We start from the raw sequence: 13,316 nt of genomic DNA, 5'->3' as shown, positions 1-13,316 counted from the left end.
GGCGGCATGCAGAATCGATCTTGGTCCAGACAAGTTTTCCAATGGTTCAACTATGTCCTGCTCGGCTTCCTCGGGCTTCTGTGCATCTTGCCGCTCATTCATGTTTTGGCGGTATCGTTCAGTTCAAACGCTGCGGCCACGGGGGGACTCGTCAAGTTCTGGCCGGTCGGCTTCAACTGGAAGTCATACGAGTTCGTCATGAGCTCGGACCGTTTCCTGAAATCCCTCGTCGTGACGCTTGAGCGCGTGGCGCTCGGCGGTGGCATCAATATGCTGCTGACGCTGATCACGGCGTATCCGTTATCTAAAGAAAGCGAACGGTTCAAACCGCGTACGTTGTACGCCTGGTTCTTTATGGTGACGATTCTATTCAGCGGCGGGCTTATTCCGCTCTTCATGGTCGTCCGGGAGACAGGAATTATGGGCTCGATCTGGGCGTTGATTTTGCCGGGCGCGGTTCCCGTATTCAATATTATTTTGTTGCTCAACTTCTTTCGCGGGCTTCCCCGTGAGATGGAAGAGGCGGCATTCATAGACGGTGCCGGCCATCTGAGTACACTGTTCCGGGTGTTCGTGCCGCTATCCTTGCCCGCACTTGCCACCATTACACTGCTGACAGTCGTCAGCCATTGGAACGCCTGGTTCGACGGATTGATTTTCATGAATTCGCCGGACAGGTATCCGCTTCAGAGCTACCTCCAGACGATCGTCATAAAGCAGGATTTCACCAACATGACTGAACAGGATTTGAAAAACATGCGGCTAATTTCGGATCGGACGATCAAGTCGGCACAAATTTTCCTCGGGTCGCTGCCGATACTGCTCGTCTATCCGTTCCTGCAAAAATACTTCGTAACTGGCATGACTTTGGGCAGCGTCAAAGATTGAGCGGCGTTAGGGGGACTATCCGTGGGAACTGAACAAATTAGGACACAGGCGAATGCCAGCCGGCATCCCGTACTGCTGCTGCTGGAAGATCTGATCCGCATCGAGAGCGTCAATCCGCACTTCGACGCGAACGCCCAGGGAGAGGCGAAGGTAGCGGACTATTTGGAGGAACGGCTGACGAGGGCTGGGCTTGCGGTCCGAAGGCAGCGGGTGTTCGAGGGTCGCGACAATCTGATCGCAGAGCTGAGAGTCGGTCGGCCGGAAGGGGCGCTGCTGTTCGAATCACACATGGACACCGTTCCGCTCGGCAGCATGGACAACGCTCTGGAACCGATTTACCGGGACGGCCGGTTGTACGGGCGGGGCGCCTGCGACACGAAGAGCTCACTCGCCAGTATGGTTCACGCGATGGAATATTGGGCCGCGAACCGTGACCGGCTGCCGCGCGATCTTGTGTTGTGCGCCGTCGTCGACGAAGAAGCGGCTTATCGCGGTGTGCTCCGCTGGTTGGAAGAGCCGGTCGCCGTTGCCGGAGCCGTCGTCGGGGAACCAACTGGGCTGCGCATAGTCACCGCGACGAAGGGCTGCGCTCGTTTCGCGATCCGCACGAAAGGAAAAGCCGCGCACAGCTCCGTTCCTCACGAAGGCGACAACGCCATCTATCAGATGATGGACATTTTAACTTTCATACGAAACCATGCGGAACCGGAGCTGAGCGGTTTGTCTCACCCGCTGTGCGGTCGGCCAACGATTTCAGTCGGCACTATCGAAAGCGGCGGCCAGATCAACATCGTACCGGAAAGTTGCGAAATTCAGGTAGACCGCCGGATTATCCCAGGCGAGCGACCCGACGAAGTAAGGGGACGACTCGTAGCGGATTTGGAGCGTTCGCTCGATTTGACCCGCGTGCGGTTCGAGTGCAGGGAGCTTCTGTCCGATTGGGCGCTGGATACTTCGCCGGATGCCGAGGTCGTGCGGCATGCCCAGGAAGCCGCCGTTTTGCTCGGGATAAACCCGGAGGTGATCGGGGTTCCTTACGGCACCGACGCAAGCAAGCTTCAGCAATTGGGGGGCATCCCGAGCATTGTATTCGGTCCGGGCTCGATTGCACAGGCCCATTCCCGTGAGGAATGGGTGGAGGCTATGGATGTCATCCGTGCCGCCGAATTTTATATTGCGCTGGCGGGCATAAGCTGAACCGGCGTTGTCGAGAGGGGCTTGAACGAAGCGATGCGCAAAGAAATCATTTATACCGATAAGGCACCGAAGCCGAGCGGGGCATATTCCCAAGCGATCAAGTTGGGAGATTTGGTTTACGTGTCCGGGACGTGTCCGTTCGACCTTACGACGGGCGCGGTGCTATCTCCCGGCAACGCAGCCGAACAAACGGCGATCGTGCTGACGTACATCGATGAAATTCTGCTGGCGGCAGGGACCTCCCTGGAGCATGTGGTTAAGGTTACGTCATTTCTCGAGGATTTGAACGATTTTACAGTCTACAACGAAACCTATGTTTCCTATTTCCGGGAGACGCCTCCTGCAAGAAGCACGGTGGAGATCGTCAAGTTCCCGCCCGGCATGAAAGTCGAAATCGAATGCATCGCATTCATTCCATAGGAGATGAGCGTTATGCGGCTTGGGGAAGGCGTATGGCTGGTTGGCAGCGGACAGCATGGCTTCGAGATGAGCCACACGCTTGACTGCAGCGTGTATCTGGTAGGAGACGGCGACGAGTATGCTCTGATCGATGCTGGCGGCGGGGTCGAACCGGAGCGCATCGAGCGAAAAGTCGAAGCTGCGGGCGTTGCGATGAAGTATGTTACACAATTGCTTCTGACGCACGCACACGCGGACCATGCGGCCGGGGCGGCTTACTTTCGGCGGGCATTCGGCTTACGGGTCATCGCCTCGGAAGAGGCGGCTCCGTGGGTGGAAACGGCCGATCCGGTCAAAACAAGTATAGGCCCGGCAATCGAAGCAGGCGTGTACCCGACTAACTTCGTGTTTCCACCTTGCCCTGTCGATGAGACTGTCCGGGAAGGCAGCCGGATTCGCATCGGCCGCCGAACGCTGAGGGTTATTGATACGCCCGGCCACGCGCGAGGACATGTCAGCTACTTCATGGAAGAAGCTGACGGAGCACGTTCGTTATTCTCGGGAGACACCGTCTTCGCGGGCGGGAAGACAGTGCTGCAAAACATATGGGATTGCAGCATCCCTGACTACGCCGCAACCTTGAAGAAGCTGCGTGGACTCGCGATCGAAAGGATGTATCCCGGCCATGGACCTTTTCTTCTGTCATCCGCCAGCAAACACATCGAAAAAGCACTGAACCATTTTCGGAGGCTGAATATTCCCCCCAACCTATAAGGACGGATTGAAATACGAGGAGTGAGAGCCTATGGAAGCTTTATTGAACAAACAATTGTTTATCGGCATGGAGGACAACACATGGTTTTACAGCGGCGCCGAAACCCCACCTCTCAAGGGAAGCTTGGAAGCCGTCAACGATTATATGAACCTTCGTAGCGAGGGGCCTGGAGGCAGGGAGAACAACGCAGCGATCGAAGCGTCGTGCAAATCGAACCTCGCTCTCCTGCTCGGCGGAAAACCGGAAAATATCAGCCTGTTGTCCAACTCTTCGGAAATCATCTCCATGATCGCGGGCTCTCTCGCTTTCCGCCCCGGCGACAACGTCGTCGTCAACCGGCTGGAATTCCCGTCAGGCATTCTACCTTGGCTCGTGCTGCAGGACAGAGGCGTGGAGGTCCGGTTCGTGGAGCATACGAATTGGCAAATTACGCCAGATAATATACTGGAATGCGTAGATGAGCGAACCCGGCTCGTCATGACGAGCCATGTCAGTTATTTGTCGGGTACTCGACTCGACTACCGCGGATTGTACGATCGGTTGAAACGAACGGAAGCGCTGCTTCTGCTGGATGCCACGCAATCGCTCGGCGCCGTTCCGGTCGACATGAATGAAACCGATTTTCTCGTGTGCAGCTCATACAAATGGCTGTTGGGTATTCATGGCCTCGGCATTCTCGGCATCAACCCGGAGCGGCTGGCGGATTTCATGCCGCGTTCGGTCGGCTGGCGAAGCGTGGTTGATATGTTTAGCCCGATTCGCCACAGCAGCTACGAATTCCATAAGAACGCCCAGCGGTTCGAAACAGGGTATCCGAGCTATCCGACGGTGTATGCGCTCAATCATTCCACCAAGTTGCTGCTAGATACGGGAATAGACCGGATCGAAAACCATATCCTGAGGCTCGGCGACGAGCTGATCGGCAAGCTGGAAGGGCTCGGCTTCGAGATCATGACGCCGAAGGACCCGCTCAGGAGGGCCGGCAACATCTGCGTCATTTCCGAACGGGGCGATGAGATTTCCGAGCTGCTGCAGATGCAGCGGATCTATTTGTGGGGCGGCGACGGCCGGTTCCGAGCGTCGATTCATTTGTTTAACGACAGCGCAGACGTGGACCGCCTGATCGATTGCTTGTCGGAAGGCTTCGTCGGCCAGGCGAAGGAGGTCGAAAAGTTATGAAAACGGCAGTATGGAGCGCCCCGGAGCACATTCGGATCGAAGAGCGCGACATCCCGGAACCGGGGCCGGGCGAGGTGCTACTTCGCATTCAGTCGGTCGGAATTTGCGGATCGGAGCTGGAGGGCTATCTCGGCCACAACAGCCTTCGAGTGCCTCCTCTCGTGATGGGCCATGAGACTTGCGGCATCGTGGAGCGTAACGGTGCCGGAGCAGACCGTTACGTCCCCGGACAGAAGGCTGTCGTCAACCCACTGCTGTACTGCGGATTATGCCGGAGTTGCCGTAACGGCTATACGCAACTGTGCGAGAAAAGACAAATCATCGGTGTCCACCGGCCGGGCGCGTTCGCTGAATTCGCAGTCGTACCTGAAGGTGCTTTGGTCGCGGTGTCCGCGGAGCTGAATCCTTTCCGGGCCAGCTTGGCAGAGCCGCTCGCCTGCTCGCTGAGGGCGACGCGTCGGGCGATGGTCCGCCATCCGCTCGCGGCGGTCGTCGTTTTCGGAGCCGGAGGCATCGGCATGCTGTGCGCGATGGCGGCTCGGATACTCGGGGCGTCAGAAGTGCTGATCGCAGATACGAACACCGAGAGGCTGGAAATGGTCCGCCGCCTCGGGTTTCGGCTAACCGCGAACCCGAGGGAGGAGTCGCTCGAATCGGTCGTACGGGCTGCTTTCAACGGCAAAGGCACCGATGTCGTCGTAGATGCCGCTGGGTTCCAGCCGACACGGGAAACCGCCATTCGACTCGTCAATCCGGGCGGCACGTTCATGAACATCGGGCTCGGCATCGATGAGACAGAGTTGCCGATCAATTATTTGATCCGCAGCGAGATTGAGCTGCTCGGCTCTTTCTGCTATACGGCCCGCGATTTCGCCGACGCAGTCGAACTGCTCGAGCAGGGGAAGATCACAGAAGAAGGCTGGACGGAAATCCGGCCGCTGGACGAAGCCGACGCCGCCTTCCGGAATCTCGTTCAAGGCAAGGTCAGCAGCGGGAAAATTTTCTTGCAGCCCGTTAAGGAGGAGCATGACCATGGATAAAGTAAGAGCGGCCGTCATCGGCCTTGGCAGTTGGGGAGAAAGCCACCTGGAAGCTTACCGCTCCCTGCCGCAGGTCGAGCTCGTCGCCATATGCGATAACCGCCCGGATCGCCTGAGGGCGATGGGAGAGAAATGCGGGACGGCTGACCGTTACGAGTCCTACGAGGAGTTGCTGCGAAGGGACGATATCGATCTCGTCAGCGTCGTCACTTACGAGAAGGAGCACCTAGCTCCGACGCTGCAGGCGCTGCAGACGGGCAAACATGTGCTCGTTGAGAAGCCCATATCCACCCGGCTGGACGAGGCTCGCGCGATGCTGGAGGCCGCTCGCGAAGCAGGCCGTCAGGTGCTGCCTGGCCATCTGCTGCGGTTCGATCCGCGCTACGCGGAAATTTACCGTTCGCTGCGCGAAGGGCAGCTTGGGGCGCCTGTCAGCATGTACTTCAAAAGGTCTCGTCAGCGTTCATTGTTCGAAACGTATAAACGGACGCACACCGTTTACGAGCTTTCGATTCACGATCTCGACTTGGCCGTCTGGTTTGCATCGAGCAGGGTCATCTCCGTGCGGGCGCAAGGACGGTTTCTGACCGGGGCTGCGGCTCCGGAAGTGCTGTGGGCGACGCTGCAGTTCGAGAACGGTACGCTCGCCATCCTTCATAGCAACTGGATGACGCCGGACGAAGCCGGCATCGCCATCGCCGACCAAGTGGAAGTGATCGGAACGGGCGGTATCGCGCACTTCGAAACGGCGGGTTCAGGGCTGCAGGTTTGGAGCGGCCAAGGGCGGCGGACGACGGAGTTCAACATTCACCACGAGCTGAACGGGCAAACTTATGGCGCCTTACGAGATCAGCTCAGCTTCGTAGCCGACTGCATTCGCGGCGGCGGACAGGGCTTTGATTATTTGTCGTTCGCCGACGCTGTTCACGGGGTGGAGATTGCAGACGCGATCGTTCATGCTTGCTCGTCCGGACAAGAAATTCGCCTGTAAGCCCGCAACCCGACGTTATAGGAGGAGTTTAGTCATGAGCATGAATATTGGCGATAATGCAAAGGAACAGAGAGTTCTCAAAGCAGGGCTGATCGGCATCGGCTTCATGGGCAGGGTTCATTTGGCCCAATATTCGAGACTGGAGAAGGAAGGATACCCGATTCGGCTGACGGCCGTGTGCGATATCGACCAGCGGAAATTCCACAACGTGTTCGTGGAAGGGAATTTGAACGAATCGATCGAGAATATTGACTTCTCACCTTATCGACTCTACGGAGACATCGACGAGATGCTAGCTTCGGAGGAGCTGGATTTCGTCGATATCGCGCTGCCGACCGACCTACATGCCGACGTGTCGGTCCGCGCGCTTAAACGGGGGCTTCACGTGCTCTGTGAGAAGCCGATGGCGCTCAACGCCACGGGCGCCCATCGGATGTTAGAAGCCGCCGAACAAGCCGGCCTTACACTGATGATCGCTCAGTGCCTGCGTTTCTGGCCGGTTTACGAATATTTGAAAGCGTGCGTCGCGGAGGAACGGTACGGTGCTCCCTTGGCGGGGACGTTCTTTCGGGGCTGCTCCCCGCCGGTTTGGTCGCACGGCAACTGGATGTTAAACGAAGAGAGGAGCGGCGGCATCCTGCTCGACCTGCACGTTCACGATGTGGATATGATTAATTGGCTTTTCGGGTTGCCGGACAGCGTCTCCTGCATGGGAAGGAATGTTTATCCGGGCAGCGGCTTCGACATCGTCTCCACCCACTACAGTTACCCAGACGGCAAGGTTATCCTTGCGCAGAGTGACGGGACGCTGCAGGGCGATTTCGGCTTTGAGATGAGCTTCCGCGTTAATTTCGAGCGGGGCAACCTCATATTCGAAAAAGGCGTGCTGACTGATCATCCTGCGGAAGGAACGGGCTTCAAGCCAGAGCTGGATGAGAATCTCGGCTTCTATCGGGAAATCCGCTACTTTGCCGAACGCATAGCTGCAGGAGAACCCGTCGAGCGATCACTTCCCGCGGATACACTAGGCACGATTCGGATCGCTGAAGCGGAGCGACTGTCCGCTGTTCGCGGCGGGGAATGGGTAAAAATCGGGCGGTAGTGCGGGGGAAAGAGAGATGAGAGGGGTATTCGAAATGGATAAAGACACGTTGCCGTGGTACCGGAACAGCTACCGGAGAAATCTCGTCGACATGCATATTCCAGACTGGGATGAGCGGTTTATGAGCAAATTCGATACGGCCCGTTACGTGGAGCTGTTGAAGACGGCCCGCGTCGATACGGCCATGGTATACGCCAGCTCCTGTCTTGGCATTTGTTATTGGCCTACGCCATATGGCCACATGCACACAGGATTGGGAGGAAGAGACCTGATCGGCGAAGTAACCTCCGCATGCCGGGAAGCTGGTATCCGCGTCATCGTGTATGTGAATTTCTGGAGCAAATGGGCGTATGACACCTATCCTGATTGGCGGTTCGTCTCGGACGAAGGAAGGAACACGGCGGAGTACCTGTGGGACCGCGGGCGATTCGGGGTGTGCTGTTTCAATACGCCTTACCGTGCCTTCATGCTGTCGCAAATCGAAGATCTGTGCGAACGGTACGATTTCGAAGGCATGTGGATCGATATGATCCATTGGCCGTATTCGCCCTGTTACTGCGGGGCTTGCATAGCGAGATATTTGAGGGAAACGGGATGTGAAATTCCGCGGACGGTCGATTGGTCAGATCCGGCATGGATCCGCTTCCAGCGGAAGCGGGAAGCGTGGCTGGCCGAGTATGCAGCCGAGATGACAAAGCAGATCAAGGAGAAGAAGCCGGGCGCCACGGTCGGGCAGCAGAGCTCCTCGTGGTCGGTCGGCTGGCAGAACGGCTTGACCGCCGATTTCTTCAAGCAGACCGATTATGCAAGCGGCGACTTCTATGGAAACGCTCTGCAGCAGACGTTCATCTGCAAGGCGCTGCACCATTTGACGGAAAACAAGCCGTTCGAATTCATGACGTCGCGCTGTCCCGATCTCACCGAGCACACGACGACCAAATCGAAGGCCATGCTCCGGGCCCAGGCCTTCTCTGCCGTCACCAACGGCGGCGCGTTCCTGTTCATCGATGCGATAGATCCCGAAGGTACGCTGGATCCTTCTGTATATCGGCTGATGGGTGAGGTGTACGGGGAAATCGAAGCCTACGAGCCTTACTTCGATCCGGACGCGGAAATCGTGCAGGATGTCGCCATCTATTTAAACTTCGAATCGCAAATCGATTTCAGGGACAACGGCCGACCGGTTATGGCCGGCGGACTCGAGAAGCCTGTTATTCAGTCAGCGATGAATGCGGCCCAATCTCTCATGAACGCGAACGTTCCGTACGGCGTCGTTACCAAGAAGAACCTTCCTGAACTGGCTCGATTCTCTGTCATCGTGCTACCGAATCCTTCGGTTCTTGATGACGAGGAAATCAAGGCGTTACGCGATTTCGTCCGGAGCGGCGGCGGTTTGTACTCTAGCAAGGACGCTGCGTTGTTCGACAAGGACGGCAGCCGACGTCAGGACTTCGGGCTTGCAGACGTGATAGGCGTCTCCCGCGTGGGGGAGACGGCGGAAGAGATCACCTATCTATCGCCGACGGACCGTTACGGCGAGTGGTTTCCTCGTCATTCGGCGGCGTACCCCGTCATGATTTCCGGTTCACAGGCGATCGTAACGCTCTCCGGCGCCTTGGAAGCGGAAGTCGCGGCCTCGCAGACGCTGCCCTATGTCAATCCGAGTGACGCGGAGCATTTCGCTTCCGCGATTAGCAATCCCCCGGGAGTCTTTACCGAACGTCCGGCCCTCGTTCTGAACCGCATTGGTGAAGGCCGTAGCGTCTATTGCACGGGAGAGCTCGAGAGGATGACTTCGGACGACCACCGCGATCTGTTCGTCCGGTTGATCTGCAGTCTTTCCCCTAACGGATGGTCCACAGGGAGCGATGCACCGAAATCTGTGGAGGCGGTATGGTTTCATCACAAAGCGGATCGACGATATACGCTCCGGGTGCTTAATTTCCAGGAACAGTTGCCCAACATACCGGTCGCGAACATCGGTTTCAGCCTGCGTTGGCAAGGTCCGTCGCCGCAGAGCGTCGTCCTTTTGAAGGAAGGGACGCCCTTGGTATATGAGTTCCGAGACGGTTACGTGTCCTTCCGGCTACCTCTTCTGGAGACGTTCGCGATGGTGGAGCTGGCCTATTAAGTTTCAGCGTTCAAAGATTTGGTTCGGAAAGGAGGCGATATTTATGCAAACAAGAGAAACACCCTTTTGAACAAAGGAGTTAGCAACAAGAGGGTTTTGACATTTACTCATCCGAATGATCCGACTTGATTTGCTTCGGCTATCAGTAACCCGCCAGTCATAGCTACTTCACATCCTGCTATTGTACTGAATCGTTTTGGGAAAGGGATCACTAATAAATTTAGGAGATGAATATGATGTTGAAAGCGTATCTTAAAACAAGACTTATCATACTGTTAACCACTGTACTTCTTATGAGTTTACTTGTCCCAGCCGCTAACGCTTCCGTATTCGACGATCCGCTGCTGAGACTGGATTCGGTTACAGTAAACTCAACAAGCGGCGCGCCGGCACTTTATATTAACAACGTTAAAACCCCGACGATTATGTTTACGCAGTGGGGAACGGCCATTCCTGACACTTGGATTACAAAGTATCCAAATTTTGCAGGAGATGCCAAATATGCAGGCATCCATTTATATCAGGTTAGAGCCATTGTCGGAAGTACAGTTGCAGCTTTACAACCGCTGTTGGATAGTATTATTGCGCAGGATCCCGAGGCATATTTTGATATTCTTATATGGACTGCCACTCCATCCGAGCTTGAAATTACCAACTATGCGCTTAACGATCCGAATATCGATCCAACGGCACCTTACCATGTTTCATTAGGTTCGGAGAAATGGAGACAAAATGCCGGTCTGAAGGTAAGACAACTTGTTCGTGATATAAATTACAGTCCATACAGGGATCGTGTCATCGGTTATATGTTAACGGGGGGGTTATCCGGGGAATGGATGGATCCTGAAATATTCGGCAACACGGATTTTGACCGCAGTCTGTCAAATCATGTGAATTTCCGCAATTTTCTTAAAACAAAATATGTAACCGATGCAGCGTTAAGAACAGCGTGGAACCATCCAACAGTTACATTAAACACAGCGTGGATTCCAACAAAAATTACTAACGGTCCGTTTATTGATCCTAATATATACCAATCCACTATCGATTTTATGGAATACGATTCGCAGAATGTAGCTAAAAGCATAGAATATCTGTGTTCAGTCGTTAAGGATGAAACGAATAATAAAAGAATTTGCGGTGTTGCTTATGGCTATTCGATGGAGACTGCCCAATTTAATAATATTTCCGGACATCTTGGTTTTAACTACCTGCTGAATTCCACTTTAATAGATTACTTTTGTCAAATTCTTTCTTACGATACGAGACAAGTGGATGGGTACTCAGGTTGGCATGGATTTGCCGATTCCGCAAGAAATCATGGGAAATTAATCATTAGCGAGGACGATACGCGAACCCATGTCAGCTTAGACCCGGAAGATGATTGGATAAGATTTGCCACGAATGAAAATGAAAGCAGCGCAATACTGTGGAAAAATTTTATGGCTGCATTAACGAAACGATTTGGCCATTGGTGGTATGACAATAGCGGCAGCGGCAATGTGAATACCCCGGGACTGATCCATCAGGTAGCGATGATGAATTCGTTAGCCGAAGCGGCAAATTCTGTAACGCAAACAAATTGGACAGAAGTGGCGCTTATTGTGGATGAAAAAAGCATGCTATACCAGACGCCCGCACAATCCGCCTTAAATGCTAAATTACAACCATTCAGAAGACAAATGGGTAAAATGGGAGTGCCTTTTGATGTGATTTCATTGGACGATCTCGTTGCAGGATATGCAAATAATTATAGAATGTATGTATTTGCCAATTCCTATGCGTTAACATCCGCACAAAGAACCGCCATTAACAATTTAAGAAATAGCGATAAGGCCTTTGTCTGGATTGGCATGTCGGGAATATTGGATCCCTCGACGAAAGCCGCATCTTACACAACATTGCAGGATATTACCTGGATGGATATAAGGCTTGCTAGTTCGAGTGCCCCTATGGGGACAACCGGAAATTTGACAGAAGTGCCACTAGCCAATTTTTATAGCTCCTTCAGCAATACGAACCCTCCACATGCTTTTGCAGTTGCGTTTCCTAACGAGACTTTAGTCAGTTCCCCAGATGGAAAAGCCATCGTAGTTAGGCAAGATAAAAACACATGGTTTTCTTTTTTTGCCGATGACATTACCCTGCTAACCCCGGCGCTATTAAGGGGAATGCTTACCGATGCCGGCATACACATTTACAGCCACAATGATCGCGTTGTTAATGCAAACAACAAATTTCTTGCTGTTACGATGCCCGGTGGAGGAACTACAGAAGATATCTGGTTTCCCATTAACGGAACATTCTATGAAGTAATATCGGATACAGAGTACACGGTTACAAATAACAAATTAACGATGAGCGCTTCATTGCCGCGCACTTATGTGTTTTATTATGGCACAAGAGCTAGCCTGGGAATGGTAAGACCGGTTCTTCCTTCTTCGACAGTTGACCATATTGATCTGACCAAAGGAGAAACAGCAAATTTACAATTGTATCCGACGCAAACCTTTAAGATTGACCCGGATATTATGACTGCAGAAAACTTTGAAGTAACGGAAGGGAAAACCATCACCTGGAGCAGTGATAATGCAAGTGTTGCGACGGTTAACAGCTCAGGGGTTGTTACTGCGGTTGCCGTCGGAACAACGACAATACGCGCCTCGAATAGCGGTAAGACGGGCACAAGAACGGTTAATGTGGTAGCGGCCAATACGATTAAATCGATCAGATTTACAGAAACGGGGCATTCCATAAATAAGGGTTCCACTTATGCACCAACCTTAGAAGTTGTCTATATCAATGGGGGGGCGGCAACATTAAGCTCCTCATCTGCAACATGGTCCTCTCAGAACACGAATATTGCTACTGTGAATGCATCAGGAGTGATTACAGGAGTTTACGATGGAGCTGTGGCCGTAACTGCCACTTATCTAGGAAAGACAGCTGCGATCGGCATTAGTATTAATGATACGGTTACGAATATACCTCGCGATATATGGTTTTCGAATGGCGGGTATAAAAGATTTGATTCGATAAGCGGCACTTATGCTCTAAACGTGAAAGCAGTCGATAAATTTGTAGTAGAGACAGACGTGACTTCAACCTCAACGTATACTTCTTTAAATCCTGCAGTAGCCACGGTTTCTGCAAGTGGTGTAATCACTCCGGTAGCTACGGGAATCACTGTGATCACTGCGGGCAAATATAACAAAGTGGCCCGTATCTTGGTGGAAGTGAATAGAGTAGAAATGGATCCAATGACCATTGGCATCAATACGACAATGACTGTAGGTCAGACTCAAACCCCTACAGTGACTGCGAAACCACAGTTTTCGTCCGTTACGAAATCGTGGAGTTTATCCAGCGGAACTTCCGTACAAATTACGGGCGGAGGGGCTTCTTTGTATGGGGCCTCGACCGGCCAGTCCAAGGTTAAGGGGAATATTGGTTTCAATTATCCCAAATATGATATTACCATTAATGTTATCAGCAGCGTGCCAGGACAAATACGACCGATTTATACGATTACTGTTAATTGATTTAGAGTGATTAATCAGACGTACCACTGTATGGCAACTCTATGCATCGGTGGTGCGTCTGATAAAGAATAC

Annotated in this window: 10 protein-coding genes; all 10 read left to right on the top strand. The window is 53.4% G+C overall.

The annotated features are described in order from the left end of the window. Positions 1-6: 6 nt before the first annotated feature. The 10 genes from RB620_RS09790 to RB620_RS09745 all read left to right on the top strand — a co-directional run bounded on the left by RB620_RS09790 (position 7) and on the right by RB620_RS09745 (position 13,244). The gene (locus RB620_RS09790; RefSeq protein WP_308093869.1) at positions 7-888 is read left to right on the top strand and encodes a carbohydrate ABC transporter permease; all 882 of its coding nucleotides are present in this window, start codon (positions 7-9) and stop codon (positions 886-888) included. A gap of 21 nt (positions 889-909) precedes the next feature. Then, positions 910-2,085, top strand: a complete 1,176-nt coding sequence (locus RB620_RS09785) for a M20 family metallopeptidase (RefSeq protein WP_308093867.1) — start codon at positions 910-912, stop codon at positions 2,083-2,085. Between the two features lie 33 nt (positions 2,086-2,118). Next, positions 2,119-2,505 (top strand): RidA family protein, encoded by a 387-nt coding sequence (locus RB620_RS09780; protein ID WP_308093865.1) that lies wholly within the window; start codon positions 2,119-2,121, stop codon positions 2,503-2,505. A gap of 12 nt (positions 2,506-2,517) precedes the next feature. Next, the gene (locus RB620_RS09775) at positions 2,518-3,258 is read left to right on the top strand and encodes an MBL fold metallo-hydrolase (protein ID WP_308093864.1); all 741 of its coding nucleotides are present in this window, start codon (positions 2,518-2,520) and stop codon (positions 3,256-3,258) included. 31 nt (positions 3,259-3,289) lie between these two features. After that, positions 3,290-4,438, top strand: coding sequence for an aminotransferase class V-fold PLP-dependent enzyme (locus tag RB620_RS09770; RefSeq protein WP_308093862.1), 1,149 nt, complete (start codon positions 3,290-3,292; stop codon positions 4,436-4,438). Beyond that, on the top strand, positions 4,435-5,478 hold the full coding sequence (locus RB620_RS09765) for a zinc-dependent alcohol dehydrogenase (RefSeq protein ID WP_308093861.1): 1,044 nt from the start codon (positions 4,435-4,437) through the stop codon (positions 5,476-5,478). Before RB620_RS09770 ends, RB620_RS09765 begins: the two co-directional genes overlap by 4 nt. Then, positions 5,471-6,469 carry a Gfo/Idh/MocA family protein gene (locus RB620_RS09760; RefSeq protein WP_308093859.1) on the top strand — a complete coding sequence of 333 codons (999 nt, stop codon included), beginning with the start codon at positions 5,471-5,473 and terminating at the stop codon, positions 6,467-6,469. Before RB620_RS09765 ends, RB620_RS09760 begins: the two co-directional genes overlap by 8 nt. Positions 6,470-6,503: 34 nt before the next feature. Further along, positions 6,504-7,571, top strand: a complete 1,068-nt coding sequence (locus tag RB620_RS09755) for a Gfo/Idh/MocA family protein (protein ID WP_308093858.1) — start codon at positions 6,504-6,506, stop codon at positions 7,569-7,571. A gap of 34 nt (positions 7,572-7,605) precedes the next feature. After that, positions 7,606-9,702, top strand: a complete 2,097-nt coding sequence (locus RB620_RS09750) for an alpha-L-fucosidase (RefSeq protein ID WP_308093856.1) — start codon at positions 7,606-7,608, stop codon at positions 9,700-9,702. Positions 9,703-9,935: 233 nt separating this feature from the next. Beyond that, positions 9,936-13,244 (top strand): Ig-like domain-containing protein, encoded by a 3,309-nt coding sequence (locus tag RB620_RS09745; protein WP_308093855.1) that lies wholly within the window; start codon positions 9,936-9,938, stop codon positions 13,242-13,244. The last annotated feature ends 72 nt before the right edge of the window (positions 13,245-13,316 follow it).

Source organism: Paenibacillus sp. LHD-117 (genome assembly GCF_030929555.1).
Taxonomy (GTDB): Bacteria; Bacillota; Bacilli; order Paenibacillales; family Paenibacillaceae; genus Pristimantibacillus.
This window is presented reverse-complemented; position numbering and strand designations above follow the sequence as displayed.

Coding starts and splice junctions, on each gene's coding strand:
- RB620_RS09790 (WP_308093869.1), top strand. CDS start 7: ATGCAGAATCGATCTTGGTCCAGACAAGTTTTCCAATGGTTCAACTAT.
- RB620_RS09780 (WP_308093865.1), top strand. CDS start 2,119: ATGCGCAAAGAAATCATTTATACCGATAAGGCACCGAAGCCGAGCGGG.
- RB620_RS09755 (WP_308093858.1), top strand. CDS start 6,504: ATGAGCATGAATATTGGCGATAATGCAAAGGAACAGAGAGTTCTCAAA.
- RB620_RS09775 (WP_308093864.1), top strand. CDS start 2,518: ATGCGGCTTGGGGAAGGCGTATGGCTGGTTGGCAGCGGACAGCATGGC.
- RB620_RS09765 (WP_308093861.1), top strand. CDS start 4,435: ATGAAAACGGCAGTATGGAGCGCCCCGGAGCACATTCGGATCGAAGAG.
- RB620_RS09770 (WP_308093862.1), top strand. CDS start 3,290: ATGGAAGCTTTATTGAACAAACAATTGTTTATCGGCATGGAGGACAAC.
- RB620_RS09745 (WP_308093855.1), top strand. CDS start 9,936: ATGATGTTGAAAGCGTATCTTAAAACAAGACTTATCATACTGTTAACC.
- RB620_RS09750 (WP_308093856.1), top strand. CDS start 7,606: ATGGATAAAGACACGTTGCCGTGGTACCGGAACAGCTACCGGAGAAAT.
- RB620_RS09760 (WP_308093859.1), top strand. CDS start 5,471: ATGGATAAAGTAAGAGCGGCCGTCATCGGCCTTGGCAGTTGGGGAGAA.